Genomic DNA, 24,824 nt, shown 5'->3' with positions numbered 1-24,824 from the left:
TCATGTCTTTACGCTGCACATTCATCGATCACGGCAAGGGCGGCGCACCCGACTGCATGCGCATCTCGGAGCGCGCCATGGAGTCGCCCGTGGGCCGGCAGGTGCTGATCGAAGTCGCCTATGCCGGCGTCAACCGTCCCGACGTCCTGCAACGCTCGGGCTCCTATCCGCCTCCCCCCGGCGCCTCGCCCCACCTGGGCCTGGAAGTGTCGGGCACCATCGTGGCCGTCGGCCCCGAGGCCCATGCCTGGAAAGTGGGCGACCAGGTCTGCGCGCTGACGCCCGGCGGCGGCTATGCCCAGTACTGCCTGGCCGATGAACGCCACTGCCTGCCGGTGCCGCGCGGCATGGACCTGCTGTCCGCCGCCGCCATCCCCGAGAACTACTTCACCGTCTGGACCAACGTGTTCGACCGCGCGCGCCTGTCCGCCGGCGAGAAGTTCCTGGTCCACGGTGGATCCAGCGGCATCGGCCTGACCGCCATCCAGCTGGCCCGCGCCTTCGGCGCCGAGGTCTGGACCACCGTCGGCAGCCAGGAAAAGGCGGACGCCTGCCTGAAGGCCGGCGCGCACCACGCCGTGCCGTACCGCGACAAGGACTTCGAAGCCTCGGTGCGCGAAAGCACCGGCGGCGCCGGAGTCGACGTGATCCTGGACATGGTGGGCGGCGCCTACATCAACAAGAACCTGCGCCTCCTGGCGCTCAACGGCCGGCTGGTGCAGATCGCGTTCCTGGAAGGCAGCAAGGCCGAGATCGACGCGCTGCCCATCATGATCAAGCGCCTGCAGTTCACTGGCTCCACGCTGCGCCCCCGCTCGGACGAGGACAAGGGCGCCATCGCCCAATCGCTTTCCGCCAAGGTGGCGCCCCTGATGGAACAGGGACAATGCCTGCCGCTGATACACGAAGTCTTCCCGCTGGCCGAGGCGGCGCGCGCGCATGCGCTGATGGAAAGCAGCAGGCATATCGGCAAGATCATGCTGAAGGTGCGGCAATGACCCCGCGCTTCCAAGGCCAGGTCGCCATCGTCACGGGCGCGGTCGGCGGCATCGGGTCGGCGATTGTCGAGGGTTTCCTGGCGGAAGGCGGCCGCGTCGGCCTCATCGACTTCAATTCGCAAGCCGGCCAGTCCTACGAGCAGGAGCTCAGGAAACGCGGCCACGACGCCTGCTTCGTGCACGCGGACGTCTCGCATTTCGACCAGTGCCAGGCGGCCTACGCGCGCATCACGCGCGAACTGGGCGCCGCGACCATTCTGGTGAACAACGTCGGCATCTCTCCCAAGACCAACGGCCGCGCGCTGAAGGTCTGGGAGATGCCGCCCGCCGAATGGGACAACGTCGTCTCGGTGAACCTGAACAGCGTGTTCTACATGACGCATCTGGCCACGCCGCACATGCTGCGGGCGCGCCAGGGGCGCGTGATCAACATGTCGTCCGTGGCGGGCAAGGCGTACTGCGACATCGTGGCGGCGCACTATGCGGCGACCAAGGCCGGGCTGATCGGGCTGACGCGCCACTGGGCCGCCGAGCTGGGCGAGCACCAGGTCACCGTCAACGGCCTGGCGCCGGGGCGGATCAGCACGCCGCTGCTCAAAAGCGTGCCCCAGGAAATCAACGACGCCGTGGCCCAGGTGACCGCACTGCGGCGGCTGGGCACGCCGGAGGAGGTTGCGGATGCCTGCCTCTTCCTTGCCTCCGACCAGGCGCGCTTCGTGACCGGGCAGGTCCTGGACGTGGCCGGCGGATGGCTGATGACTTAGCAAAAAGCCCGTTCTGCTGAACGGGCTTTTTGCTTATCGCGGGACCTGATTCAGCCTTGCGCGCCCAGGCGGTAGACCACCGTATCCAGCCGGCTCACGCCCGCGGCCTGGAACTTGGGCTCCTTGTCCAGGATGTCCCGGCGGTCGATGATCGCCGCGGGCGATACGCCGGAGAAGATCGCCTGCACTTCCGCGTCCACTACCGAGAACGGCGGCCCCGCCATCTCTTCCTGGGGATAGTCCAGGGTGATCAGCAAGCCCCGATAGGCGGGCGACAACTGTCCGTAGACGTGGCGCACGTAATCGGCGCGCATGACGTCAGGCAGGGCCACCAGCGCGGCGCGGTCGTACACGCCGACGCAATGCGACAGCACCTGGGCATCCAGCTTGAAGATGTCGCCGCAGATGATCTCGATATTGCCCGCCACATAGTGCTTGCCGTAGGGGGACTCGTGCGTGACGGGCGTGAGCTCGTTCTCGGCGAAGAACTGCTCCACCGCGAGCTTCGACAGCTCGGCTCCCAGGACCGGATGGCCCTGCGCCGCCAGCCAGACCATGTCCAGCGACTTGCCGCAAAGCGGCACCAGCACCTTGCCGCCTTCCGGCACGGCCAGCGCCGGCCAATATTTCTGCAAGAGCGGCGTTACCCGCGTTTGATGAAAATGCGTGCGCCCGTCGCGCCACCGTTCCAACCAGAATTCCGCGTCCATGTCTTGTCTGCTCCTCCTATGAATCCCTGTTGCTGCCTCACAGTGTCCGGGCATTGTAGTGCCCGCCCCAGGGTGACGCCCGGCGGCCGGGCCGGTATGCTTTGGCCAAGCATGCCCTCCCCGCCCCAGGAACCGATGCCCGACGCCCAGCACCTCCAGGCCTTGCTTGGCCAGTGCGCTGAAAAGCGCGAATCGGCGCTGGCCGAGGTCTATCGCCTTGCGTCGCCGCATCTGTTTGCGCTTGCCAGACGTATGTTGAGAGACCAGGCCGCCGCGGAAGACGTGCTGCAGGAGTGTTTCGTGGCGATCTGGCGCCAGGCGGGCCAGTATCGGGCCGAGCAGAGCCAACCCATGACCTGGATGACCAGCATCGTCCGGAACCGCTGCATAGACCGCCTGCGGCGGCCCGATATCGAGACCGCCGACCCGGACGACAGGCTGACGCAGGCCATGGCCGACGAGGGCCCCGGGCCGCTTGCCCGGCTGCAGGCCAGCCAGGACGGCCGCCGCCTGGCCGATTGCATGGGGCAGCTGGACGGCCCGCAGCGCGTCGCCATCGCCATGGCGTTTTTCGACGATTTGGCCCATCCCGACATCGCGGCGCGCCTGAACACGCCGCTAGGAACGATAAAAAGCTGGATCCGCCGCGGCCTGCAGCGGCTGAAGAGGTGCCTGGAATGAACTACCGCAATCCCGACCTGCAAGATCGCCTGGCCGCCGAGTACGTGCTGGGCGGGCTGCGCGGCGGCGCGCGGCGGCGGTTCATCCGGCTGATGCGCGATGACGCCGCGTTGCGGCGCGCGGTTGCCGAATGGGAAGACAGGCTGTTGCCGCTGGCGCTGGCCTTGCCGCCCGAAGCGCCGCCGGCGCATGTATGGACGGCGATCGCCGCGCGCGTCTCGCCGGCGTCCCCATCCCCTGCCCCCGCCCCCCGCTTGCGCGGCCTGCCCTGGTGGCGCGCGCTGTCCGCGGGCCTGGCCGCCGCCGTGGCGGTGCTGGCCTTCCTGATGCTCAGTCCGGCCACGCCGCCGGAAGCGCTGCGCACCGTCGCCGTGCTGTCCGGCGACAAGGCGCCCGGCGCGCTGGTGGTGAACCAGCTGCCGGACCGGCGCCTGGCGGTCCAGCCCATGCAGGACCTGGCCCTGCTGGCGCAGGGCCGCGCACTGGAACTGTGGGCGATCTCGCCGGGCCAGGCGCCGCGCTCGCTGGGGCTGGTCGCCCCCGGCCAGACCACCGTGCTTGCGCCGCGCCTGCCGCCGCTGCCGGGCGACGCGGTCGCCGTCACGCTGGAACCGCAAGGCGGAGCGCCCAAGGGCGTGCCTACCGGCCCGATCGTGTTGAGCGGCAAGGTCATCTGATCAGGGTTTGTACCAATTCCGGCGCTGCATCCGGCGGCCCGCCTGACTCGTATCTCCTGATGACGGCCACACAAAAGGAGATCGTCATGAAACTGATAGCCTCGATTGCCATTGCCTGCTCCGCGCTGACCCTGTCGCCCGCATTCGCGGCCGACGTCATGGTCGGCGGCCAGGCGATGATGCCCAGCCGGAACATTGTCGCCAACGCGGTGAATTCCGCCGACCACACCACGCTGGTCGCCGCGGTCAAGGCCGCCGGCCTCGTCGATACGCTGCAGGGCAAGGGTCCGTTCACGGTCTTCGCCCCCACCAACGCGGCCTTCGGCAAACTGCCGGCCGGCACGGTCGACACGCTGGTCAAGCCTGAAAACAAGGACACGCTGACCAAGATCCTGACCTACCACGTGGTGCCCGGGAAGCTGGACTTCGATGCACTGGCGGCCAAGATCAAGAAGGGAGGCGGTTCCGCCGAACTAGCCACGGCCAGCGGAGGCAAGCTCTGGGTAATGATGAACGGCAAGCACAACCTGACCCTGAAGGACGAGAAAGGCGGCGTGTCCACCATCAGCACCTATGACGTCTATCAATCCAACGGCGCGATTCACGTCATCGATACGGTGCTGATGCCCAAGTAATGCCGGCAGGCGCGGCTGCGCAGCGGCGCCGCCCGGCGCACGCCGGGCCTGCGAAGCCGCGCTGCGCGTGCAGCCGGGGTGCGCGCTCGCACAAACGCAGCTGGCTGGCACGCAGGAACGGGCCCTTGCCCCCGGATCGTCAGGCGCGGTGAATGAAGCTGCGGATATCGTCCGCGATCGGCACCATGGCCAGCAGCATCAGCAGCAGCGCCAGCGGCCAGGTCGAGCCGAAGCCGAAGTGGAAGAACGAGTACGCGCCCGTCACGCCGCCCACGAAGAACAAGGAGACCATCGCGCTCAGCACGATCAGCTTGCCGCGGTCTGCGCGCACGGGCGGCATGGCCTGGGCATCGCCCTTGGCCACGTTCCAGTAAAACAGCTTGCCGAATTCGATGCCGATGTCGGTCACCATGCCCGTCACATGCGTCGTGCGGATCTCGGACCGCGAGACCTTGGTAATCATCGCGTTCTGCAGGCCCATGATGTAGCACAGCAGCATCACGGTGCCGGGGACGTAGAACCAGCGCAGCGTCTCCAGGTTGGCGCCCAGCAGGCCGAAGGCGAGCAGCAGCAACGCCTCGAACAGGAGCGGCAAGGCGTATTCGCTGGCCAGGCGGGACCGGCGTCCGAAGTTGATCAGGAAGGCTGAACTTGCGGCGCCGGCCAGGAACGACACCAGCGCGGCCAGGCCCTGCAGCACCACCACCACGCCGCCCAGCGCCATGTGGTCGGCCATCATCGACACGATGCCCGACATGTGCGAGGTGTATTGCTGGACGGCCAGGAAGCCGCCGGCGTTGACCGCGCCCGCGGTGAAGGTCAGGAAATAGGCAAGATGCCTGTTGGCTTGCGGACTGCGGCTGACGGCCGTCAGCCGGCGCAGATACGGAATGGCCACGCTTGTCCCTTCAAAGCAAGAACGCACTCACGCAATGAGGATCACATTCTAGTCGGCGCGGGCCCTGAGCATGGCGTTTCATACGGAAAACTCCCGCAGGTTGGCGACGCGCTCGGCCAGTCCGTCCGCGCCAAGGTAGTGGCCCAGCTTGCCCGCGCGCACGCGCCGCAGGTCTTCCTCGTAGCGACTTGCCATCGAATCCCGGGCTTCGGCGTACGCGGCGGCGACGCCCTCGCCACCCGCTTGCGCCACCAGGCGCGCGGCTTCGGGCGAACCGCAAGCGACGCAGCGCGCCACGCCCAATGCGTCGGCAACGGCGCCGTGCTCCAGCAGCCGCGCCACCAGTTCCGGAGAAGGTTTGCGATCGAGATGGTGGATCGCCGTGGGGCTGACCGGCGAGCCTGCGTCCAGCAAGGCCCTGGCCGCGGCGTAGGCGTGCTGCATCAGGGCGACGTCCACCGGCTGCGCGCTGCCGCGCAGCGCAAGGTCAAGGCGCACGCCTTGCGCCGCCAACTGCCGCACCAGCGCGGCATCATCGTGGGCCAGCGCATGCTGCAAGGCCAGGCTGGCAAGCCGCGGCGTATCGGCCAGCGTCCCCGCCGCCAAGGGGCCGCGCCAGTCCGCCAGGGCGCGCCGGTAGAACGCGGTCAGCTTGTCCGCCAGCGCTTGCGGCATGGCGTGATCCGAGACGCGCTCGTCCAGGTATTCCAGCACGCGCACGCCGGGGCTGTCCTCGTCCGTCTCCGGGTCCGTCTCCAGGCACAGCGCGGCAAACGCGCTGTGCAGGTCCGCAGCGATGGTTGCGATGCCGTCCTGCTGCAAGGCGTGCGTCCAGCCCGGCATGCCTTGCTTCCATGCGACGACGATGCCCGCGCGGGGGCCGGGCTCCATCGCCAGATAGATGCGGTCGCAGTATTCAAAGCCGCCAATCGGCAGGTAGCGAAGCTTGCCGTTCCAGGTTTCGCCGCCCTCGGAAGCGGCCTCTTCGGCGCACTCCTGCTCGTGTTCGATCCAGCCTTGCAGGTCGCGATAGTGATCGCTGCCATCGTAGAACAGCTCAGCCCAGCTCAGGGCCTCTTCGTTGCCGTCCATCCGCGCGCGCAAGTCGTACGCCAGTTCTCCGCCCGAGGTCAGGCGCCACAGGTCCAGCAAGGTCTGCGGCAAAGGCCCCTCGCATGCGGCTTCGATCTGCGCGATGCGCGCATCGGACAAGGGAGGCTGCACACCGATCAGCACGCGGTCCGCGAACACCGCAATGCCGTGCTCGCGCAAGGCGTCCAGCTCGCCGGGAGAAAAAACGTCGCTCATGTCGAATCTTCAAGGATGGGACTACGGCGATTCTACTAGCGGCCTTCAACGAAACCCGGCCGCCAGTCCCCCCTGAACGCGGCCGCAGTTACGCCGCGCCCGATTCGCTCAGCTGCTTGCGCCGGAACTCGCCCTGGCGCACATGCATCCAGCCCGGATACTCCGGCGGCAGCGCGCTGACCTTGTCCAGCTCCGCCAGCTCGTCCCCGGTCAGCCTGATGCCGGTGGCGGCCAGGTTGTCGTCAAGCTGGTCCACGCGCTTGGCGCCGATGATCACGCTGGTCACCACCTGCTGATGCAGCAGCCAGGCCAGCGCCACCTGCGCCACCGACACGCCGCGCGCGTCGGCCACCCGCTTCAAGGCGTCGATGCTGTCGTAGGCGCGGTCCTGGTCCACGGGCGGGAAGTCGAACGCGGCGCGGCGGCTGCCGGCCTCGGCCTGGCCGTCGCGGCCATACTTGCCGCTGAGCAGGCCGCCCGCCAGCGGGCTCCACACCATCAGCCCGACGCCCTCGCTTTGCAGCATGGGCACGAGTTCGCGCTCCAGGTCGCGGCCCGCGATCGTGTAGTAGGCCTGCAGCGACTCAAAGCGCGCCAGCCCCAGACGTTCGGCAATGCCCAGCGCCTTCATGATCTGCCAGGCCGCCCAGTTGGATACGCCCACGTAGCGGACATGGCCGTGCTGCACCAGGGTGTCCAGCGCCCGCACCGTTTCCTCCACGGGCGTCGCCGGGTCGAAACCGTGGATCTGGTAGAGATCGATATGGTCCAGCTGCAGGCGCGACAGGCTTTTCTTGATGCCGTCCATGATGTGAAAGCGCGAGTTGCCGCGGGCATTCACGCCGGCGCCGGTCTGCCCGAACACCTTGGTCGCGATGACCACATCGTCGCGCGCTACCTTCAGGTCGCGCAGGGCCTGTCCTGTGATGATTTCCGAGCGGCCCTCGGAATACACATCCGCCGTATCGATGAAGTTCACGCCGGCGTCCAGCGCCCGCCCGACCAGCCGGTTGGCGTCTTCCTGCTGCAAATTGCCTATCTTGCTCCAGAGCTCGCCTTCGCCGCCGAAGGTCATGGTGCCCAGGCACAGTTCCGAGACGAACAAGCCCGTGCTTCCGAATTTCTTGTACCGCATGATTGCACTCCTTCCGAGGCTCGGCAGGCGCGCTGGCCCCGGGATGGGACGCCGCTGCCGCTGCCTGCCGGTGTGGGCACAGTATGCGTCCGGGGGCCGCCGCTCGCGCTGCTTGATCCTGCCCTTTTTTTGCCTGATTCTCCGGCCTGCCGGAGACTTTTCCCCAACCCGCTCAATCCTCCGAATCTTTTGCCCATTCCTCCATACCCTGGCTTTTCGCTGGAGACGGCGGCGCCGGCCGGGCATACACTGGCAGGCACCTAATTCTCTGTTGCTCCGCCGGCTCGCGCGCGGGGCGGCGCATTCCAGGGGAGTCCCCATGCCACCGACAACAGCCCATCCCGGCGACCTCCTCAGCGCCCTCCAGGACGCCGCCTGCGAGTCCGCGCGGCGCGAGCTGCTGTGCACGCTGGAGCGCATGACCGGAACCCTCGAAGGTTCCCTGGACACGCCCGTCGAAGGCCTGTTCCTGCACCGCCTGTCGCAGCCCACGGGCGCCAAGCCGGGCTTGCAGAAAGCCGCGTTGGCGGTCATTGCGCAGGGATCCAAGCGCGTATTCGTCGGCGACGAGAGCTACGAGTATGACCCCTTCCACTACCTGATCTCCTCGGTGGACCTGCCAGTGGTGGCCAAGGTGTCGGTCGCCAGCCCCACCTTGCCTTATCTGGGCCTGCGGCTGGACCTGAACGCGGAGGAGATCACCGAACTGATCAGCGACGAGAACCTGCCGCCGCTGCTGCCGGCCGAAGCGTCGCGCGCCCTGTGCGTGAATCCCCTCGGCGGCACCTTGCTGGACGTGGTGCTGCGCCTGCTGCGGCTGCTGGATACGCCGCGCGACATCCCCATCCTCGCGCCGATGATCAAGCGCGAACTCCTGTACCGCTTGCTGATGAACGGCCAGGGCGTCGTCCTGCGCCAGACAGTGCTGCAGGACAGCCAACTCAACCGCGTGGCGAAGGCCATCCGCATCCTGCGGGACAACTACGCCCAGCCCTTGCGCGTGGAAGAAATCGCCCGCGACGTGCACATGAGCGTGTCCTCGCTGCACCACCATTTCAAGCAGGCCACGGCCATGAGCCCGCTGCAATACCAGAAGCACCTGCGCCTGCAGGAAGCGCGCCGGCTCATGTTGACCGACGACGCCGGCGTGGCGCTGGCGGCGCACGCCGTCGGCTATGAAAGCTCGTCGCAGTTCAGCCGCGAGTACAGCCGGCTGTTCGGATCTCCCCCCTTGCGCGACAAGCAGCGCTGGAAGGACGAGACGGTCGCGGCTACCGCCTGAAAGTCCGGGATCGAACGGCTAGGGGATTGCCCTAATTCTTGTTTTGACAACGTTACCATTAGACTTCGACCATCAAATGACAACGTTGTCAAAATCCTGAATCTTTCTCGGCGGCCGCATGAATCCTTTTCTGGAAACCCTGCTCGACACCCCTCTGGACGATACCTACCGGGGCGTGCCTCCCGGCGAGGATCCGATCCCGCTGCGGGCCGTGGCCGCCCGGCAATGGCAGCCCAGCAGCGGCAACATGGCCCTGCCCGTCCTGACGCTGGACGAAGCCGCCTTCGCCCACAACGTCGACCAGATCTTCCAGTACGCCCGCAGCCACGGCGCGGCGCTCGCGCCGCACGCCAAGACCCCGATGTCGCCGCAGATCGTGCAGCGCCTGCTTGATGCCGGCGCCTGGGGCGCCACGGTCGCCAACCTGCAGCAGGCCGCCGTGCTGCTGCGCGCCGGCGTGCGCCGCCTGATGCTGGGCAACGAAATCGGCGGCGCGGCCAGCGGCGCCCGCCTGGGCAAGCTGCTTGCGGCCTACCCCGATGCGCGCATGCTGATGTTCGCGGATTCGCCGGACACGGTGCGCTCGCTGGCGGCCGCGGCGGAACAGGCCGGCCGCCCCGCGGAGGTCCTGGTGGAAGTCGGCGGCGGCCGCGCCGGCGCCCGCGACGACGCGGCGGTCGACGCCATCCTGGACGCCATCCGCGAGCAGCCGGGCAGGCTGGCGCTGGCCGGCGTGGCCACGTACGAAGGCGCCGTCGCCACCTCGGACGCAGCGGCCACCGCGAAGAACATCGCCGCGCTGATGAAGCGGGCCGCAAAGGCGTTGCGGCAGGTGCGCGCCCTGGCGCCGGACACGCCGCTGGTGTTTACAGCCGGCGGCTCCGCCTTCTTCGACCAGGTCACCCAGGCCGCCAAACCCTTGCTGGAGCAGGATGGCAACGCGCAACTGGTGCTGCGCAGCGGCGCCATCTTCTTCCATGACCACGGCACGTACCAGCGGGCGCTGACGGCCATGGATGCCCGCGAAGGCTTTACGGTCGACGGCCAGGCGCGCCGCGCCGCCACCGGCTTCCAACCCGCCTTGCGCCTGTGGGGCGAAGTGCTGTCCCGCCCGGAACCCGGGCTGGCCATCTGCGGCTTCGGCATGCGCGACGTGTCCTATGACCAGGACCTGCCCGTGCCGCTGGCGGCCTTTCGCGATGGCGCGCCCCTTTCCGGCTGGGACCCCCAGGCGCGCGTCACGCGGCTGAACGACCAGCACGCCTTCCTGGCCATCGCGCCGGACAGCGCGCTGGCGCCCGGCGATGTGATCGAGCTCGGCATTTCGCATCCCTGCACCTGTCTGGACCGCTGGCGCGTCTTCTTCGGCCTGGACGCCGAGGGCCGCGTGCAATCCGCCTACCGCACGTTCTTCGGGTAAGCCATGCAACAGCTGAATTTCCAACAGGTCTGGCGCTATCGCGAACAGCTTTGGGACGGCATCCAGGTCACCCTGGAGTTGACCGTCATCGCCGTGATCGCCGGGCTGGCGATCGGGCTGGCCGGCGCCCTGCTCACGCGCCATGGCCCCAGGCAGGTCAAACTGGCGCTGCGCGCGTATGTCGAGGTGTTCCGCAACACGCCGTCGCTGATCCAGCTGTTCGTGGTGTTCTTCGTCCTGCCGGGCCTGGGGCTGCGCATGTCGCCTTTCGTCGCGGCGGCGCTGGCGCTCAGCCTGTATTTCGGCGCCTACGCCATCGAGATCCTGCGGGCCGGCCTGGACTCCATTCCGCGCAGCCAGATCGAAGCCGGCCACTGCCTGGGCCTGAGCACCTGGCAGGTGTATCGCCACATCGTGCTGGCCCCGGCCCTGCGCAATGTCTATCCCGCCCTGGGAACGCAGCTGGTCATCCTGCTGCTGGGCACCTCGCTGGCCTCGCAGGTGTCGGCCGAAGACCTGTTCCACGCCGGCAGCTTCATCGAGAGCCGCACCTACCGCAGCTTTGAAGTCTATGCGGTCATCTGCGGCATCTATTTCACGCTGGTGCTGATCACCAAGGCGCTGCTGGCGCTGGCCGGCAGCCTGGCCTTCACCTGGCCCGTGCGCCGCTAGGAGCCGCAAGCATGCGTACGTTTTCCCTGACCGATTTCGCGTCGCTCGTCAGCGCGCTGCAATGGACGGTGGCGCTGGTGCTGATCGCGCTGGCCATCGGCGCGCCCCTGGGCCTCGCGCTGGCGCTCCTGCGCGGCCACCGCGCGGCGCCGCTGCGGTGGCTGGCCGCGGCCTTGCAGCAGCTGGTTCAAGGCGTGCCGCTGCTGGGCCTGCTGATGTTCTTCTATTTCGGCATGCCGGTATTCCTGGGCATCGAGGTGCCCGCGCTGACCGCCGTCAGCGTCGCCTTCATCATCTACACGGCGGCCTTCCTGGGCCAGATCTGGTACGGCGGAATCCAGGCGGTGAAGCACGAACAATGGGAAGCCGCCGCCTGCCTGGGCCTGTCCAAATGGCATCAGTTCCGCCATGTGATCGCGCCCCAGGCGCTGCGCCTTTCCCTGCCGCCCACGGTGGGCTTCCTGGTGCAGCTCATCAAGGGCACCTCGCTGGCTTCCGTGGTGGGATTCGTCGAACTGGCGCGCGCCGGGCAGATCGCCAGCGCCGCCACATTCCAGCCCCTGCTGGTCTATTCCTGCGTCGCGTTGCTGTACTTCGCGGCGTGCCTGCCCCTCACGATGTGGGCGCGTAACCTGGAGGGCCGCTTCCATGGCGCTCGTTGAAGTCTCCAATATTCACAAACGCTTCGGGGCCAATGCGGTGCTCAACGGCGTCTCGCTGGAAGTGAACGAAGGCGAGATCGTCACCATCATCGGCCGCTCCGGCTCGGGCAAGTCCACCCTGCTGCGCTGCCTGAACGCGCTGGAGACGGTGGACGACGGCGACATCCGCATCGGCGGCGAGCGCATCCACGCCGGCATGCCCGGCCTGCGCCAGTTCCGCCAGCGCGTGGGCATCGTGTTCCAGCAATTCAATCTGTTCCCGCACCTGAACGTGGAGCGCAACATCACGCTGGCGCCCACCCTCAACGGCAAGATCCCCAAATCGCAGGGCCGCGCGCTGGCGCTGGACGTGCTGCGACGGGTCGGCCTGGCCGAGAAGATCGACGCCTATCCCGCCCTGCTCTCGGGCGGCCAGCAACAGCGCGTGGCGATTGCCCGCTGCCTGGCCATGGCCCCGCAGCTGATGCTGTTCGATGAGGTCACGTCGGCGCTGGACCCGGAGCTGGTGGGCGAGGTGCTGAAGGTCATGGAAGACATGGCGCGCCAGGGCATGACGATGGTGCTGGTCACGCATGAAATGGCGTTCGCCCGCAACGTCGCGTCCAAGGTCGTCTTCATGCACCAGGGCCGCGTGTGGGAACAGGGCCCGCCCGCCGAACTCTTCAGCAATCCCCAAACCCCCGAGCTGCGCCAGTTCATCGGCACGGCCTCGCCTTCCACTCACTAGGGCATCCGCCACTGGAGTCATCGCATGAAACTGTACGCCAAGCTGGCCGCCGCGGCGGCCCTCTGTCTCTCTCTGGCTGCCCCCGCCGCGGCCGCCGACAAACTGCAGGATGTCCTGGGCGCCGGCAAGCTGCGCGTAGGCGTGCTGATGGACGCCGCGCCCTGGGGCTTCAAGGACGCCAAGGGCGAAGCCGCCGGCCTGGACATCGACATGGCCAAGCTGATGGCCGCCGACATGGGCGTCAAGCTGGAGCTGGTGCAGGTCACCGGCGCCAGCCGCATTCCCAGCCTGCTCGCGGGCAAGGTCGACGTGCTGATCGCAGCCGCCGGCGCCACGCCCGAACGCGCACAGCAGGTGATGTTCTCGCAGCCCTACGCCGCCGTGAACCTGGGCGTGTACGGCGGAGCAGGCCTGCCGCAAGCCAAGACCGTGGACGAGCTGAAGGGCCGCAGCATCGCGGTCGCCAAGGGCTCGACGCTGGACATCTGGCTCACCGACAACGCGCCGGGCGCCAAGCTGGCGCGCTTTGAAGACACGCCTTCTGCCGTGGCCGCCTACCTGGCGGGCCAGTCGGAATCGTTCGCGGAAAACAGCGCCATCGCGCTCAAGGTCGCCGAGGACAATCCTGCCAAGGCGCCCCATCTCGCGTTCCTGATCCGCCAGTCGCCGGCCCACGCCGCCGTGCAGCAAGGGCAGCAGAACCTGCTGAACTGGATCAACACCTTTCTTTTCGCCAATCGCCTGAACGGCAAGCTGCCCGCCCTGCAGGAAAAATGGTTCAAGGAAGCCCAGACGCTGCCGCAGATGTAATCCGGGCCTGCACGCCCCCACACTCTAGGACTCTCATGATCAAACGCTTCAAATCCGGCTCGCGCATGAGCCAGGCCGTGTCCTACAACGGCTTCGTGTTCATCGCCGGCCAGGTCGCCGACAACCGCCAGGGTTCGCTGGAATCGCAAACCCGCGAAGTGCTGGCCAAGATCGAAGCGCTGCTGGCGCAAGCCGGCAGCGACAAGTCGCACTTGCTTGCCGTGGATGTGTTCCTGCCCGCCATTGGCGACTTCGACGCCATGAACCGCGTCTACGACGCCTGGATCGACCCGGCCAATCCTCCTGCCCGCGCCTGCGTCGAGGCCCGGCTGGCCGACCCCGACCTGCGGGTCGAGATGACCGCCGTCGCCGCCTTGCGCTAGGGCGCGGCCCGCGCCGGCGCTCCGACACTCCGATCCACTTTCGCGCCGCTACCCGCGGCGCCGCAGCTTCCCTACATGCATACCGGCCTGTTTCACGAGATTGATTTTGACGCCGACGGCAAGGCGCTCAGCTTCCTGGGCACCCCCTATTCTGTGGACCGCTCGCCTTACTACCAGATCAAGACGCCCGTCTGCCGCATCCGCAACGGCCATGGCCCGCGCGTGCTGCTCATGGCCGGCAACCACGGCGACGAATACGAAGGCGAGATCGCGCTGAGCCGGCTGATCCGCCGGCTGGACCCGTCGCGCATGCGCGGCGAAGTCACCATCCTGCCGCTGGCCAACCTGCCCGCCGTGATGGCGGCCCGCAGGCGCTCGCCGCTGGACAACGGCAATCTCAACCGGGCATTCCCCGGACTGCCCGGCGGCACGCCCACCGAACGGCTCGCGCACTTCCTGGAGCACGAACTCTTCCCGCGCCATGACGTCGTGTTCGACATCCATTCCGGCGGCACCTCCATGGCGCATCTGCCCACCGCCCTGATCGAGCGGCAGGATTCGCCCGAGCGTATGGCGCGCGCGCTGGACCTGATGGGGTCGATGGGCATGGGCCACGCCTTTGTCGCCACCAATGGCCGCGATGCGCCCACGTCCATGGCGGCCGCGGCGCGCGCGGGCGCGATCGGCATCAGCGGGGAGTTCGGCGGCGGCGGCACGCTGACCCCGGCAACGCTGGCCGCCACGCAGCGCGCCATCGACAGCCTGCTGCAAAAACTGGGCGTGACGGATGCACCCGTGCTCGGCCCGCATGCGCCGGCCGCGGCCGGCATGCAGCTGCTGGCGCTGAACAGCCACGAGCAGAACATCTTCGCCACGCGCCGCGGCTGGTTCGAACCCGCCGTCGACATCGGTGCCGAGGTCCGCGCGGGCGATATCGCCGGCTGCTACCACGACCTCAACCAGTTGGGCGCCGAGGAGGAAGTCCTGCGTTTCCGGGTATCGGGCATCGTCATTTCGCGGCGGCTGCATACCGATTGCGAATCGGGCGACAGCCTGATCCAGGTCGCGCATCCGGTCAGTCTGGCTGATATCCTGACGCCTGCAGCCTGATCCCGGAACACTCTAAAGAAAAACGCATGACCACCCGGCCCGCGCCCCCTTCCTTCCCTACCTATGACGACGTGCTGCGCGTGCGGCCCGAAGGGGCCGCCGCGCCTGCGCGCCCGCAGGCTCCCGCCAGACCGCCGCGCATCGAGGAAGTGGCGCGGCTGGCGGGCGTGTCGCCCATCACCGTGTCGCGGGCCTTGCGCCAGCCGGAGAAAGTGGCCAAGGAAAAGCGCGACCGCATTCTGCAGGCGGTGGCCCAGACAGGCTATGCCTCGAATCCGCACGCGCGGGCCTTGCGCTCCGGGCATTCCAGCGTGGTGGCGGCCTTCGTGTCCAATATCCTCAGCCAGCAATTCGCGCTGGCCGTGCAGGGCTGCGCCGAAGTGCTCGAACCGCAGGGCTATCAGCTCATGGTGGGACAGACGTCGTACTCCTACGCCAAGGAAACCAGCATGATTGCGTCGCTGCGCGCCCTGCGCCCCGCCGCGGTGCTGTTCACCGGCGTCATCGAACTGGAAGAAAACCGGCAGTCGCTGCGCGAGCTGGGCATCCCCATCATGGAGACCTGGGCCTATCCGCGGGACCCCATCGACATGCTGGTCGGCTTTTCCAACTATGACGGCGGCTTCATGGCCGCGCGCCATCTGGCCGAAAAAGGCTACCGGCGCGTCGCCTTCGTGGCCCGCCAGGGCGGGCGCGGCGAACTGCGCCGCCAGGGCTTCAACGCCGCGGCGGCCCAATACGGCGTGCAGGTGGTGGCGGAGCTGGCCGTGGACAATGCGCACACCATCGCCGACGGGCGCGCCGCGCTTGCCCGCCTGCTCGCCCTGGGCCAGGCGTTCGACGCCGTATTCTGCGCCAACGACCTGCTGGCCGTGGGCGCATTGTTCGAGGCGCGCGACCGCCGGCTCGCCATTCCCCGGGACATCGCCATCCTCGGGTTCGGCGATACCGACATCGCCAGCGAGATCGACCCGAAGCTGACCACCATCGGCGTCGACAGCCGTAAGCTGGGCGCGCGCGCCGGCCAGTTGCTGCTTCAGCGCCTGAACGGCGAAATGCCGGCATCGCGGCAGGAAGTGTTCCCACTGACGCTCAACGCGCGCGCCAGCGTCTAGGATCCGTGCGCGGGCTGCCTTCAGGGCGTACAGCCTGGCGCGCGCCTATTCGTCGAACACGATCCGCATCCCCGACAGGCCGATTCCCTCCAACGCGGTGCTCCAAGTCTCGCCCGCGTGCACGGGGTAGGCCTTGGTCAGCGTGCCGGTCGTGACCAGTTCGCCCGCCTGGATCGCCTCGCCAGCCGGACGGTCGGCCAGCACCGCCAGCAGATGCGCCAGCGCCGCCAGCGGATTGCCCAGCACATTGGCGCCGCACCCGGTCTCGCGCCGGATGCCGTTGCAGGACAGCGCCACCCGGAACCGTTCCAGCTGATCGATCAGGTCCGGCCCCAGGCTTGCCGGCTCTTCGCGCGGGCCGACGAACAGCGCGCCGTGCAAGGCGTTGTCCGCCACGGTGTCGGCCGCCTGGAACTGCCAGGCGGGATAGTGCGACTGCACGAGCTCAAAGCCATGGGCGATCCAGTCCACGCAGGCCAGAATGCTTGCAAGGTCCCGGGTCTGCGGCGGCGCGGCGTGGAAATGCAGCACGATCTCCGGTTCGATGCGCGGCTCGACATAGCGGTCCAGCCTGCAACGGACTTCGCCGCTGTCGCTGTGCGTCGCGGTGTGCTCATAGACCCGGCCCCAGACGGGGAAGTCCACGCCCAGCGAGGCCCACATGGCCGGATTGGTGAATCCGATCTTGCGGCCGACGGCCGCCGCCCCTTGCGCCAGGCGCGCCTCGTGCACCCTGGCCGCCACGTCATAGGCGGCGGCCAGGCTGAAGCGGGGGTATCTTGCGGTGATGGGCGCGACGGACAAGGCGTCGTCCTGCGCCGCCTTGATTTCGCGGGCAAGCGCCGGCGGGTCGAATGACATGGCGGGAATTCCTCTGGCTTTGCGTTGAACCGACTTTAAAAGGAAAAGCGCCTCCGCGGCGAGCGTGCTCCGGCGCCACAGCCGTAATATGCTCGCCCTGACCGCCCAATCCAGAACGACGAGGAAAAACGCATGCACGACTTGAATGACCTTTATTACTTCGTCCAGGTCGTCAGGAACGGCGGATTCGCCGCCGCCGGACGGGCGCTGGATATCCCCAAGTCCCGGCTCAGCCGGCGCATCGCCCTGCTCGAAGAGCGCCTGGGGGTGCGCCTGATCCAGCGATCCACCCGCACGTTCGCCGTGACCGACCTGGGCCAGGAGTACTTCGACCAGTGCCTGTCGATGCTGGCCGGCGCGGAAGCGGCGCAGGAGGTCATCGACCGCACGCACGCCGAGCCCCAGGGCACGATCCGCATCGCCGCCCCGCCCGCGCTGATCTACTACTTCCTGGGCGACGTGGTGGCGCGCTTCATGGAGAAATGCCCCAAGGTGAACGTCTACCTGAAAAGCTTCAGCCGCCCGGTGGACGTCCTGCGCGAGGGCTTCGACCTGGCGGTGCGGGTGCGCTTTGGCGCGATAGAAAGCAGCGACCTGGTCATGAAGCACCTGGGCATGAGCTGCCAGAGCCTGGTCGCCAGCCCGGCGCTGGCGCGCGCGCTGCCCGACCCGGCCGACCTGCAGCGGATCAGCCGGCAGCCCACGCTGGCCCTGGGCACGGAACAGCGCGAATGCCAGTGGCGGCTGCACGGGCCCGACAACGCCCGCGAGATCGTGCCCTTCACGCCCAGGCTGGTGACCGACGACATGCTGGCCTTGAAGCAGGCGGCGCTGCGGGGCGTGGGCGTGGTCGCCCTGCCCTTGCTGATGATCCGCGAGGAACTGGACGCCGGCAAGCTGGTGGCGGTGGGCGCGCCCTGGCAGCCGGAACCGGGCAGCGTGCATGCCGTGTTTCCCTCGCGCCGGGGGCTCTTGCCCGGCGTTCGGGAGCTTCTGGATTTCATGAGCGCGGAGTATCGTGAAAACGCGCGGCGCGAAGCCGATACGCAGCTGCGCCACGGCATCCCTGCCTTGAAGCTCCCGCATTGATTGTCCGATACATAGGACGCTGAAGATCGTTTTACTGGTCTAGCGAACCAATCGGCTTGAATTTAGGATTCTGTCTACGCACTCAGCGTTCTTCTCAGCACCGCGCTACCCGGCGCGACAGACCGACCCAACCAAGGAACAAGCCATGACCAAGCCCTACGTAAAGCTCGACAAGACCCAAGCCGCCGTTCTGCTGGTGGATCACCAGGCAGGCCTGTTGTCCCTGGTGCGCGACTTCCAGCCCGACCAGTTCAAGAACAATGTGCTGGCCCTGGCCGACCTTGCCGAATACTTCAAGCTGCCCACCATCCTGACCACCAGCTTCGAGGACGGCCCCAACGGCCCGCTCGTCCAGGAGCTGAAGGACAAATTCCCCAAGGCCCCCTACATTGCCCGCCCCGGGAACATCAACGCCTGGGACAACGAAGACTTCGTCAAAGCCGTCAAGGCCACCGGCAAGAAACAGTTGATCATCGCCGGCGTGGTCACCGAAGTGTGCGTCGCCTTCCCGGCCCTGTCGGCCCTGGAAGAAGGTTTTGACGTGTTCGTCGTCACGGATGCCTCGGGCACCTTCAACGAAGTCACCCGCAACGCTGCCTGGAGCCGCATGGAGCAGGCCGGCGCGCAGCTGATGTCGTGGTTCGGCGTGGCGTGCGAACTGCACCGCGACTGGCGCAATGACGTGGAAGGCCTGGGCACGCTGTTCGCCAACCACATCCCCGACTACCGCAACCTGATGGCGGCGTACTCGACCGTCAAGGCCTCCAAGTAAGCCTGCCGGCGGCCCTTCGCGGGCCGGACGAAATATCTGCGTCCGGCCTGCATCCATATCGGTCTCCCGCGTGTAGTACCTGTACCGGCGCGCATGTTGCGCGCCGCCTACGGACATTTCACGCCGCCGGAGACCGCTCATGAATACCCAACGCTCGAATCGCATTCCCACCGTTGCCGGCCTGTTCGCCGTGTCGCTCCTCGCCGCTTGCGGCACGATGGGTTCCAAGTCCATGGCCTACTCCCAGGCCAGCCTGCCCGCCAGCGTCCAGGCGCCCGCGGGCAACCGGGTCGCCTGGGAAACCGTGGGCGTGGGAGAAATCACCTATGAATGCCGCGCCAAGGCCGACATGAAATCCCAGACGGAATGGGTCTTCGCCGGTCCCAAAGCCGTGCTCAACGACCGCAAGGGCAAGCAGGTGGGCACCTACTACGGCCCGCCGGCGACCTGGGAAGCCATGGACGGATCCAGGCTGACCGGCACGCAGGTGGCGGTGGCCCCGTCGGGCGAGGGCAACCTGCCCTACCAGCTGGTGAAGGCCAATCCGGCCGTGGGAGCCGGCGCGCTGACCGGCGTCACCTACATCCAGCGCGTCGCGCTCAAGGGCGGCGTGGCGCCGAAAACGCCATGCACGCTGGGCCAGAAGAGCCAGGTTCCCTATCAGGCCGACTACATCTTCTGGAAGGCCGCCTGAAGCCCGCGCCCGCCGGTTGCATCGGCGGGCCCAGGCCTGCAGCCGGAGTCCGGTAAGATGGCGCGATCAGCCGCCGCGCATGCCCAGCCTGCGCGGCGGCCAACCTCCCGCTCCCGCGCTCGCATGCCGAACCGCCTTATCCCGGATTTCGATTACGAAGCAGCCCTCATGGAGTGCGCCGCTGGCCGCCGGCCGGCGCTGGAAGCCATTTATCGCCAGGAGGGCCCGCGCCTGTTGGGCGTGGCCCAGCGGCTCCTGCGCGATCGCGCCTGGGCAGAGGACATCGTGCATGACGCTTTCGTCAGGATCTGGAACCACGCCGGCAGCTTCGACGCGTCGCGCGGGTCCGCGCGCGGCTGGATCTACAGCATTACCCGCAACCTCGCGCTGAACGCGCTACGCGATACCTCGCGCGAAACCGGCGTCGACGACGACGCGGCCGCCGCGCTGGACATCCGGGATTCCATGGAAGCCTGGCGCGACACCCGCGACGCCTTCGACTGGCGCGCCAGCGCCGGCCGGATCGGCCCCTGCCTGGAACAGCTGGAGCCCGTGCGCCGCAATTGCGTGCTGCATGCCTACGTAGAGGGCCTGTCGCACAGCGAGATCGCGCAGCGCCTGGGCGCGCCGCTGGGCACCGTCAAGGCCTGGATCAAGCGCAGCCTGCAGGCGCTCAAGGAGTGCCTGGCATGAGCGCCCCCCTCGACTCCCCTGACGGCCTGGACGAACTCGCGGGCGAATACGTGTTGGGCACGTTGACCGCCGCACAGCGCCGCGACGTGCAGGCGCGCCTGGCGCACGACGCCGCTTTGCAGGCCGCGGTCGCGCGCTGGGAAGAACGGCTGCTGCCGCTGGCCAGCCTGTCGCCCCCGGTCGAGCCTTCCTCCCGCCTGTGGCCGCGCATCGCCGGCACGCTGGACGCCGCCGCCGCGGCGCAACGCCCCGCCGCGCGCCGCGCGGGCGGCATCTGGGAAAGCCTGTTCTTCTGGCGCAGCCTTGCCGCCGGCGGCATGGCCGCGGTGCTCATCCTGGGCAGCGCGCTGGCGCTGCGCCCGCCCCCGGTTACCGGGGCGGCGCAATATGTCGTGGTGCTGGTGGCGCCGCAGTCGCAGGCCCCGGGCTGGGTCGTCCAGGCTCACGCAGGCCAATCGACCGTGCAGCTGGCGCCGCTCGCGGCGACGGAAGTGCCGCCGGACCGCGCGCTGGAATTCTGGACCAAGGCCGACGGCTGGGCCGGCCCCGTGTCGCTGGGCCTGGTCAAGCCAGGCGTGGCCGTCCGCATTCCGCTGGACAAGCTGCCGCCGCTGGAACCCAACCAGCTCTTCGAACTGACCTTGGAACCCAAGACCGGCTCGCCCATCGGCAAGCCGACCGGCCCGATTCAGTTCATCGGACGCGCGGTGAAGATGCTGTAGGAAAAGGGTCCGGGCAGGCCTGCCCGGACCAGGGAAGAACTCAGGGCTTGCGGGCGAAGGGATACGCCTGCTGCGCCAGGAAGGTCCCGGGCATGTCGTTGTCCAGGATGCCGTAGTTCTCCGGCAGGCGGTTGCCCACGCCGCGCACGGCGGTGCCGAAGAGGTAGTCGATGAACGAGAAATGCGCCGCGTAGTTCCTGTCGATCGCCTCGGTATCCGACGAGTGATGCCAGTGATGGAAGTCCGGCGTCACGATGATGTAGCGCAGCCAGCCCCAGGGCAGCTTCACGTTGGAATGGATCAACACCGCCTGGAACCCCACGATGATGATGTAGGCGTCCAGCACCGACTTGGAAAAGCCCAGCACGAACAGCACGCCCAGCACCGCCACCCGGGTGATCAGCAATTCGACGATGTGCAGGCGCGATCCGGCAAGCCAGTCCAGCGTGCGTGTGCTGTGGTGCACGGCGTGAAAGCGCCACATGAACGGCACCTCGTGATAGATCCGGTGCGCCGCGTACTGCGCCAGGTCGGCCACCAGCACCGCCACGAACAGCTCCAGCAGATACGGCATGGATTGGATGGCTTGCTGCAGCGGCTCGTAGGCCGCCCAGGAAAACAGGCGATGGATGAAGAAGTTGATGCACAGCAGCACCGCCCCCACCGACAGATGGTTGAACAGGAAGTGCTTCATGTCCACCTGCCACTCGCCGCGGAACACGGGCTGCCCCGGGTACAGCGGCGTGAGCTTCTCGAAGATGATGAAGACCGTGCTGGACGCCAGCAGGTCCAGGATGAACCAGTCCAGTCCCAGATAGGGATGGTTGCCCGTATTGGAGGCGGTCACCACGACCTGGCTGCCGCCCGCCGCCACCGCGCAGCAGACCAGCACGAAGGCCGAGATGTTCAGCCAGCGCTGGCGGCCCAGCACGGTGTTGGCCAGCGCGATCGTGCCGGACACCAGCAGCGCGCCGAACAGCAGGGAGCGCATCGCTTCCACGGAATAGAACGCGCGCAGCTCCGGCGTGGTCAGATAGGCCGGAAAGTGAAAGGCCAGCACGCCCAGCACCGCCAGGATGGCCAGGAACAGCGCGATCACGCCGCTCATCATCCCGGTGCCCGGGTGGATGCGTCCGTCCTGCCTGAAAAGTTCGAAGACCTGCCGATAGATGGGCGCGCGTTGTTTCATTTCACTTGTAAGGCTATCCACGGGGAAGCGGAGTTTATCGCCGGGGACGGAACGCCTTGTAATGAAACGTGAGTATGCGAGACAGAATGGCTCGTCCTGGACCCTGGCCTTGCGCCCCGTCAATGGCGCCCGCCTCGCGCCCGGCCTCCATGGTTGACAAGGCGCGGGCGTTGGCGTGTCATGGAACAGACGCTGATGAAGCGTCTGCATGGCGCTTTATCGGTCCCGTCAACCCGGTTCCCCAAAGAGGCCCCTATGTTTCCTGAATATCGCCAACTCATCACGCAGTTGAAGTCCGAGAATGCGCATTTCTCGGCCCTGTTCCAGCGGCACAACGACCTGGACCAGGAAATCAAGAACATGGAAGACGGCATCGTGCCGTCCTCGGGCACCAATATCGAAGTGCTCAAGAAAGAAAAGCTGCAGCTCAAGGACAAGCTATATGGCTTGCTGCGCGCGGCCGACCAGAACGGCGGCTGACGCCCCCCGGCCGGGCTACATCAATTCCAGCCCCGCTCCTTTGACGACGGCCGCGTACTTCGCCATTTCCGTACGGAAGTACGCCACCGTCTGCTCGGGCGGCATCAGGACGATCCTGTTGTTCTGCGTCGCCATGGCCTGCTTCACCTCCGGCGAGTTGAACGCGCGCCCCAGCGCGTCGTAGATCCGGCGCACGTCGGCCGCGGGCAGCTTCGCCGGACCGGCCGCCGCAAACCAGCCGCCGATTTCATAGTCCGCCAGACCCTGCTCGCGCAACGTGGGCAGGTCGGGCAGCGCGGCCATGCGCTCGGCGCCACAGGCGCCCAGCGCCTTGAGCGCCCCGCTCTTGACCTGCGGCAGCACGGAAGGCAAGGACAGCACGCCAAAGTCCACCTGCCCGCCCATCAGGTCCGCCATCATCGGCCCGACCCCCTTGTACGGAATATGCCTGGCCTTCACGCCTGCCTGCTGGACATACATTTCGGCGGCCAGGTGCAGGATGGTGCCGTTGCCGGAGGACGCATAGTTGTAGCGGCCCGGCTGGCTCTTTAACAGCGCGGTCAGCTCCTTGATGTTGTTCGCGGATATCTTCTGCGGGTTGGCCACCAGCAGGAATGGCGTCATCCCCACCATGCTGATCGGCGTGATGTCGGCCAGCGGATCGAAGGGCAAGGACTTGTAGACGCTGGGAAAGATGACATGGTTGTTGGACAGCATGCTCAGCGTATAGCCGTCGGGCGCCGACCGCACCAGCGCCGACGTGCCGACGATGCCGCCGGCGCCGGGCTGGTTCTCGATCACCACCGTATGTCCCAGCGCCGCCGACAGCGCCGGTCCCGCCGCGCGCGTAATGGTGTCCACGCCGGACCCCACGCCCACGGGCAAGATGAATTTCACCGGCCGGTCGCCCTGCGCCCGCGCCATGGCCGACGCGCCCAGCATCGTGGCGCCCAGGGCGCCCAGTACCTGCCGGCGGCTCCAGCCCCCGCGTTGATTGCTCATGTCTGTCTCCTAATGGTTCTTGTATCGGCCGACTTGCGCGGCCGTTTCCCTACAGCGACTTCAACACTTGCTGTCCGCCCCAGCGGCGTCAGGCGAGGACGCCCTGATCGCGCAATGCGGCGATCTGTCCGGCGTCGTAGCCCAGGCCCCGCATCAATTCCGCCGTGTCCGCCCCCAGCACCGGCGGATGCCGCCGCACGCCCAGCCGCCGGCCGTCCATCATCAGCGGAAACAGCGCCGCGCCGGCCATCTGGCCCGCGCGCCCGCCGTCCGGCAGGCGGATGTCGGCCAGGCCGCCGGTGGCAAGCAGATGGGGATCGTCATACAGCTCCTCCGGCTTGACGATAGGCGCGAACGGCAGGCCGATCCGCTCGAACACGGCGGCGAGTTCGGCCGCGCCGTAAGGAGCCAGGCGCCGGCGCAGGTCGGCCAGCAAGGTGGGCCGCAGGCGCACGCGGTCATTGTTGGTGGCCATCGCCGGATCCCGCTTCAGGTCGTCAAAGCCGAAGGCGTCGCAGAAGGTCGCCCATTGCGAATCGCTCACCGCCGCCAGGAAGATCTGTTCACCGTCCTTGACCGTGAAAACGTCGTACAACGCCCAGGCCGACACGCGGTCCGGCATGGGTGCGGAAGGCTGGCCGGTGATCGCATACTGCAGCATGTGCTGGCCGACCAGGAACACATTGTTCTCGAACAGCGCGGACTGCACCTCCTGGCCGCGTCCGGTAATGCCGCGCTGGATCAGCGCCGCCATCGCCCCGATGGCGCCGAACATGCCGCCCATGATGTCGTTCACGCTGGTGCCGGCGCGCACCGGATCGCCCGGACGGCCGGTCATGTACGCCAGCCCGCCCATCATCTGCACCACCTCGTCCAGCGCCGTGCGCTGGGCATAGGGGCCCGGCAGAAAGCCCTTGTGGCTGACGTAGATCAGGCGCGGGTTGTCCCTCGACAAGGACGCGTAGTCCAGGCCGTACTTGGCCATGGTCCCCGGCCGGAAATTCTCCGCCACCACATCGGCGCTGGCGGCCAGCTTGCGCGCCGCCTCGGCGCCCGCCGCGCTCTGGATGTCCAGCGCGATGCTCTTCTTGTTGCGGTTGAACATGGGGAAAAAGCCCGCGCCCACCCCCAGCAGGTGGCGGGTGCGGTCGCCCTGCACGGGCTCCACCTTGATGACCTCGGCGCCCAGGTCGGCCAGCACCATCCCGCAGGTGGGGCCCATGACCATGTGGGTGAATTCGACCACGCGCAGGCCGGCTAGCGGCAAGGCGCGCGAAGGCGGGGAAACGGCGGCGGGTGTCGTGTTCTGCATGGCGGGGCTCGGGATGAATTCTG

Annotated in this window: 27 protein-coding genes and 1 pseudogene; 20 read left to right on the top strand and 8 right to left on the bottom strand. The window is 67.6% G+C overall.

Annotation, left to right across the window (positions count from 1 at the left end; genetic code table 11):
- Positions 1-2 precede the first annotated feature (2 nt).
- Together ACFWP0_RS27245 and ACFWP0_RS27240 are read left to right on the top strand one after the other, a co-directional pair.
- Positions 3-998, top strand: coding sequence for an NAD(P)H-quinone oxidoreductase (locus tag ACFWP0_RS27245; RefSeq protein WP_377847549.1), 996 nt, complete (start codon positions 3-5; stop codon positions 996-998).
- Positions 995-1,762, top strand: a complete 768-nt coding sequence (locus ACFWP0_RS27240) for an SDR family oxidoreductase (protein WP_377847547.1) — start codon at positions 995-997, stop codon at positions 1,760-1,762. Before ACFWP0_RS27245 ends, ACFWP0_RS27240 begins: the two co-directional genes overlap by 4 nt.
- A gap of 50 nt (positions 1,763-1,812) precedes the next feature.
- Here the strand turns inward: ACFWP0_RS27240 and ACFWP0_RS27235 are convergent, their stop codons facing one another.
- Positions 1,813-2,472: a thiopurine S-methyltransferase gene (locus ACFWP0_RS27235; RefSeq protein WP_377847545.1), complete on the bottom strand. Its 660-nt coding sequence runs from the start codon at positions 2,470-2,472 to the stop codon at positions 1,813-1,815.
- A gap of 111 nt (positions 2,473-2,583) precedes the next feature.
- Here ACFWP0_RS27235 and ACFWP0_RS27230 point away from each other — a divergent pair, with 111 nt between their 5' ends.
- The 3 genes from ACFWP0_RS27230 to ACFWP0_RS27220 all read left to right on the top strand — a co-directional run bounded on the left by ACFWP0_RS27230 (position 2,584) and on the right by ACFWP0_RS27220 (position 4,465).
- Complete coding sequence (locus ACFWP0_RS27230) at positions 2,584-3,153, top strand: RNA polymerase sigma factor (RefSeq protein ID WP_377847543.1); 570 nt, start codon at positions 2,584-2,586, stop codon at positions 3,151-3,153.
- Complete coding sequence (locus ACFWP0_RS27225; protein ID WP_377847541.1) at positions 3,150-3,830, top strand: anti-sigma factor domain-containing protein; 681 nt, start codon at positions 3,150-3,152, stop codon at positions 3,828-3,830. The genes ACFWP0_RS27230 and ACFWP0_RS27225 overlap by 4 nt, the downstream gene beginning before the upstream one ends.
- An 86-nt stretch (positions 3,831-3,916) precedes the next feature.
- Positions 3,917-4,465 carry a fasciclin domain-containing protein gene (locus tag ACFWP0_RS27220; protein WP_377847539.1) on the top strand — a complete coding sequence of 183 codons (549 nt, stop codon included), beginning with the start codon at positions 3,917-3,919 and terminating at the stop codon, positions 4,463-4,465.
- Positions 4,466-4,625: 160 nt separating this feature from the next.
- Here the strand turns inward: ACFWP0_RS27220 and ACFWP0_RS27215 are convergent.
- The 3 genes and pseudogenes from ACFWP0_RS27215 to ACFWP0_RS27205 all read right to left on the bottom strand — a co-directional run.
- A pseudogene (locus ACFWP0_RS27215) lies at positions 4,626-5,363 on the bottom strand (YoaK family protein); the annotation flags it as partial.
- A gap of 78 nt (positions 5,364-5,441) precedes the next feature.
- Positions 5,442-6,671 carry an SMI1/KNR4 family protein gene (locus tag ACFWP0_RS27210; RefSeq protein ID WP_377847537.1) on the bottom strand — a complete coding sequence of 410 codons (1,230 nt, stop codon included), beginning with the start codon at positions 6,669-6,671 and terminating at the stop codon, positions 5,442-5,444.
- Between the two features lie 88 nt (positions 6,672-6,759).
- A complete protein-coding gene (locus ACFWP0_RS27205) occupies positions 6,760-7,806 on the bottom strand; it encodes an aldo/keto reductase (protein WP_377847535.1) in 1,047 nt (348 codons plus the stop codon).
- A gap of 319 nt (positions 7,807-8,125) precedes the next feature.
- On the opposite strand from ACFWP0_RS27205, the gene ACFWP0_RS27200 reads away from it, so the two are divergent.
- The 9 genes from ACFWP0_RS27200 to ACFWP0_RS27160 all read left to right on the top strand — a co-directional run bounded on the left by ACFWP0_RS27200 (position 8,126) and on the right by ACFWP0_RS27160 (position 15,987).
- Positions 8,126-9,088, top strand: coding sequence for an AraC family transcriptional regulator N-terminal domain-containing protein (locus ACFWP0_RS27200; protein WP_377847533.1), 963 nt, complete (start codon positions 8,126-8,128; stop codon positions 9,086-9,088).
- 118 nt (positions 9,089-9,206) lie between these two features.
- A complete protein-coding gene (locus ACFWP0_RS27195; RefSeq protein WP_377847531.1) occupies positions 9,207-10,508 on the top strand; it encodes an alanine racemase in 1,302 nt (433 codons plus the stop codon).
- 3 nt (positions 10,509-10,511) lie between these two features.
- Positions 10,512-11,180, top strand: coding sequence for an amino acid ABC transporter permease (locus ACFWP0_RS27190; RefSeq protein WP_377847529.1), 669 nt, complete (start codon positions 10,512-10,514; stop codon positions 11,178-11,180).
- Between the two features lie 11 nt (positions 11,181-11,191).
- Positions 11,192-11,842, top strand: coding sequence for an amino acid ABC transporter permease (locus tag ACFWP0_RS27185; RefSeq protein WP_377847528.1), 651 nt, complete (start codon positions 11,192-11,194; stop codon positions 11,840-11,842).
- Positions 11,829-12,569 (top strand): amino acid ABC transporter ATP-binding protein, encoded by a 741-nt coding sequence (locus ACFWP0_RS27180; RefSeq protein ID WP_377847526.1) that lies wholly within the window; start codon positions 11,829-11,831, stop codon positions 12,567-12,569. The genes ACFWP0_RS27185 and ACFWP0_RS27180 overlap by 14 nt, the downstream gene beginning before the upstream one ends.
- A 24-nt stretch (positions 12,570-12,593) precedes the next feature.
- Positions 12,594-13,379 carry a transporter substrate-binding domain-containing protein gene (locus ACFWP0_RS27175; RefSeq protein ID WP_377847524.1) on the top strand — a complete coding sequence of 262 codons (786 nt, stop codon included), beginning with the start codon at positions 12,594-12,596 and terminating at the stop codon, positions 13,377-13,379.
- 35 nt (positions 13,380-13,414) lie between these two features.
- Entirely contained in the window at positions 13,415-13,762 is a 348-nt protein-coding gene (locus ACFWP0_RS27170) for a RidA family protein (protein ID WP_377847522.1), read from the top strand.
- Between the two features lie 75 nt (positions 13,763-13,837).
- Positions 13,838-14,872, top strand: coding sequence for a succinylglutamate desuccinylase/aspartoacylase family protein (locus tag ACFWP0_RS27165; protein WP_377847520.1), 1,035 nt, complete (start codon positions 13,838-13,840; stop codon positions 14,870-14,872).
- Between the two features lie 26 nt (positions 14,873-14,898).
- Entirely contained in the window at positions 14,899-15,987 is a 1,089-nt protein-coding gene (locus ACFWP0_RS27160; protein WP_377847518.1) for a LacI family DNA-binding transcriptional regulator, read from the top strand.
- A gap of 45 nt (positions 15,988-16,032) precedes the next feature.
- On the opposite strand, the gene ACFWP0_RS27155 is transcribed toward ACFWP0_RS27160, so the two are convergent.
- Positions 16,033-16,848, bottom strand: a complete 816-nt coding sequence (locus ACFWP0_RS27155) for a 2-keto-4-pentenoate hydratase (RefSeq protein WP_377847516.1) — start codon at positions 16,846-16,848, stop codon at positions 16,033-16,035.
- 132 nt (positions 16,849-16,980) lie between these two features.
- On the opposite strand from ACFWP0_RS27155, the gene ACFWP0_RS27150 reads away from it, so the two are divergent.
- From ACFWP0_RS27150 to ACFWP0_RS27130, 5 genes are all read left to right on the top strand, one after another.
- Positions 16,981-17,937, top strand: coding sequence for a LysR substrate-binding domain-containing protein (locus tag ACFWP0_RS27150; RefSeq protein WP_377847514.1), 957 nt, complete (start codon positions 16,981-16,983; stop codon positions 17,935-17,937).
- 145 nt (positions 17,938-18,082) lie between these two features.
- Complete coding sequence (gene ycaC / locus ACFWP0_RS27145) at positions 18,083-18,709, top strand: isochorismate family cysteine hydrolase YcaC (RefSeq protein ID WP_377847512.1); 627 nt, start codon at positions 18,083-18,085, stop codon at positions 18,707-18,709.
- Between the two features lie 139 nt (positions 18,710-18,848).
- Positions 18,849-19,403: a DUF3455 domain-containing protein gene (locus ACFWP0_RS27140; RefSeq protein ID WP_377847510.1), complete on the top strand. Its 555-nt coding sequence runs from the start codon at positions 18,849-18,851 to the stop codon at positions 19,401-19,403.
- 123 nt (positions 19,404-19,526) lie between these two features.
- Positions 19,527-20,096 carry a sigma-70 family RNA polymerase sigma factor gene (locus ACFWP0_RS27135; protein ID WP_377847509.1) on the top strand — a complete coding sequence of 190 codons (570 nt, stop codon included), beginning with the start codon at positions 19,527-19,529 and terminating at the stop codon, positions 20,094-20,096.
- Positions 20,093-20,818 (top strand): anti-sigma factor domain-containing protein, encoded by a 726-nt coding sequence (locus ACFWP0_RS27130; RefSeq protein WP_377847507.1) that lies wholly within the window; start codon positions 20,093-20,095, stop codon positions 20,816-20,818. Before ACFWP0_RS27135 ends, ACFWP0_RS27130 begins: the two co-directional genes overlap by 4 nt.
- 40 nt (positions 20,819-20,858) lie before the next feature.
- Here the strand turns inward: ACFWP0_RS27130 and ACFWP0_RS27125 are convergent, their stop codons facing one another.
- Positions 20,859-22,007: a sterol desaturase family protein gene (locus tag ACFWP0_RS27125; RefSeq protein WP_377847505.1), complete on the bottom strand. Its 1,149-nt coding sequence runs from the start codon at positions 22,005-22,007 to the stop codon at positions 20,859-20,861.
- Between the two features lie 255 nt (positions 22,008-22,262).
- On the opposite strand from ACFWP0_RS27125, the gene ACFWP0_RS27120 reads away from it, so the two are divergent.
- Positions 22,263-22,487 (top strand): YdcH family protein, encoded by a 225-nt coding sequence (locus ACFWP0_RS27120; RefSeq protein ID WP_377847502.1) that lies wholly within the window; start codon positions 22,263-22,265, stop codon positions 22,485-22,487.
- A gap of 15 nt (positions 22,488-22,502) precedes the next feature.
- Here ACFWP0_RS27120 and ACFWP0_RS27115 read toward each other — a convergent pair whose 3' ends face one another.
- Positions 22,503-23,489: a Bug family tripartite tricarboxylate transporter substrate binding protein gene (locus ACFWP0_RS27115; protein ID WP_377847501.1), complete on the bottom strand. Its 987-nt coding sequence runs from the start codon at positions 23,487-23,489 to the stop codon at positions 22,503-22,505.
- Positions 23,490-23,577: 88 nt separating this feature from the next.
- Entirely contained in the window at positions 23,578-24,801 is a 1,224-nt protein-coding gene (locus ACFWP0_RS27110; RefSeq protein WP_377847499.1) for a CaiB/BaiF CoA transferase family protein, read from the bottom strand.
- Positions 24,802-24,824: the final 23 nt, after the last annotated feature.

Origin of the sequence: Achromobacter sp. NPDC058515 (assembly GCF_042721735.1) — a bacterium.
Lineage (GTDB): Bacteria > Pseudomonadota > Gammaproteobacteria > Burkholderiales > Burkholderiaceae_B > Achromobacter.
This window is presented reverse-complemented; position numbering and strand designations above follow the sequence as displayed.

Excerpts from the sequence above, each read along its gene's own strand:
- ACFWP0_RS27115 (WP_377847501.1), bottom strand. The coding sequence starts at position 23,489 with ATGAGCAATCAACGCGGGGGCTGGAGCCGCCGGCAGGTACTGGGCGCC.
- ACFWP0_RS27155 (WP_377847516.1), bottom strand. The coding sequence starts at position 16,848 with ATGTCATTCGACCCGCCGGCGCTTGCCCGCGAAATCAAGGCGGCGCAG.
- ACFWP0_RS27185 (WP_377847528.1), top strand. The coding sequence starts at position 11,192 with ATGCGTACGTTTTCCCTGACCGATTTCGCGTCGCTCGTCAGCGCGCTG.
- ACFWP0_RS27210 (WP_377847537.1), bottom strand. The coding sequence starts at position 6,671 with ATGAGCGACGTTTTTTCTCCCGGCGAGCTGGACGCCTTGCGCGAGCAC.
- ACFWP0_RS27205 (WP_377847535.1), bottom strand. The coding sequence starts at position 7,806 with ATGCGGTACAAGAAATTCGGAAGCACGGGCTTGTTCGTCTCGGAACTG.
- ACFWP0_RS27120 (WP_377847502.1), top strand. The coding sequence starts at position 22,263 with ATGTTTCCTGAATATCGCCAACTCATCACGCAGTTGAAGTCCGAGAAT.
- ACFWP0_RS27175 (WP_377847524.1), top strand. The coding sequence starts at position 12,594 with ATGAAACTGTACGCCAAGCTGGCCGCCGCGGCGGCCCTCTGTCTCTCT.
- ACFWP0_RS27110 (WP_377847499.1), bottom strand. The coding sequence starts at position 24,801 with ATGCAGAACACGACACCCGCCGCCGTTTCCCCGCCTTCGCGCGCCTTG.
- ACFWP0_RS27190 (WP_377847529.1), top strand. The coding sequence starts at position 10,512 with ATGCAACAGCTGAATTTCCAACAGGTCTGGCGCTATCGCGAACAGCTT.
- ACFWP0_RS27140 (WP_377847510.1), top strand. The coding sequence starts at position 18,849 with ATGAATACCCAACGCTCGAATCGCATTCCCACCGTTGCCGGCCTGTTC.
- ACFWP0_RS27230 (WP_377847543.1), top strand. The coding sequence starts at position 2,584 with ATGCCCTCCCCGCCCCAGGAACCGATGCCCGACGCCCAGCACCTCCAG.
- ACFWP0_RS27180 (WP_377847526.1), top strand. The coding sequence starts at position 11,829 with ATGGCGCTCGTTGAAGTCTCCAATATTCACAAACGCTTCGGGGCCAAT.
- ACFWP0_RS27165 (WP_377847520.1), top strand. The coding sequence starts at position 13,838 with ATGCATACCGGCCTGTTTCACGAGATTGATTTTGACGCCGACGGCAAG.
- ycaC (WP_377847512.1), top strand. The coding sequence starts at position 18,083 with ATGACCAAGCCCTACGTAAAGCTCGACAAGACCCAAGCCGCCGTTCTG.
- ACFWP0_RS27225 (WP_377847541.1), top strand. The coding sequence starts at position 3,150 with ATGAACTACCGCAATCCCGACCTGCAAGATCGCCTGGCCGCCGAGTAC.
- ACFWP0_RS27160 (WP_377847518.1), top strand. The coding sequence starts at position 14,899 with ATGACCACCCGGCCCGCGCCCCCTTCCTTCCCTACCTATGACGACGTG.
- ACFWP0_RS27220 (WP_377847539.1), top strand. The coding sequence starts at position 3,917 with ATGAAACTGATAGCCTCGATTGCCATTGCCTGCTCCGCGCTGACCCTG.
- ACFWP0_RS27240 (WP_377847547.1), top strand. The coding sequence starts at position 995 with ATGACCCCGCGCTTCCAAGGCCAGGTCGCCATCGTCACGGGCGCGGTC.
- ACFWP0_RS27150 (WP_377847514.1), top strand. The coding sequence starts at position 16,981 with ATGCACGACTTGAATGACCTTTATTACTTCGTCCAGGTCGTCAGGAAC.
- ACFWP0_RS27130 (WP_377847507.1), top strand. The coding sequence starts at position 20,093 with ATGAGCGCCCCCCTCGACTCCCCTGACGGCCTGGACGAACTCGCGGGC.
- ACFWP0_RS27245 (WP_377847549.1), top strand. The coding sequence starts at position 3 with ATGTCTTTACGCTGCACATTCATCGATCACGGCAAGGGCGGCGCACCC.
- ACFWP0_RS27235 (WP_377847545.1), bottom strand. The coding sequence starts at position 2,472 with ATGGACGCGGAATTCTGGTTGGAACGGTGGCGCGACGGGCGCACGCAT.
- ACFWP0_RS27195 (WP_377847531.1), top strand. The coding sequence starts at position 9,207 with ATGAATCCTTTTCTGGAAACCCTGCTCGACACCCCTCTGGACGATACC.
- ACFWP0_RS27125 (WP_377847505.1), bottom strand. The coding sequence starts at position 22,007 with ATGAAACAACGCGCGCCCATCTATCGGCAGGTCTTCGAACTTTTCAGG.
- ACFWP0_RS27200 (WP_377847533.1), top strand. The coding sequence starts at position 8,126 with ATGCCACCGACAACAGCCCATCCCGGCGACCTCCTCAGCGCCCTCCAG.
- ACFWP0_RS27135 (WP_377847509.1), top strand. The coding sequence starts at position 19,527 with ATGCCGAACCGCCTTATCCCGGATTTCGATTACGAAGCAGCCCTCATG.
- ACFWP0_RS27170 (WP_377847522.1), top strand. The coding sequence starts at position 13,415 with ATGATCAAACGCTTCAAATCCGGCTCGCGCATGAGCCAGGCCGTGTCC.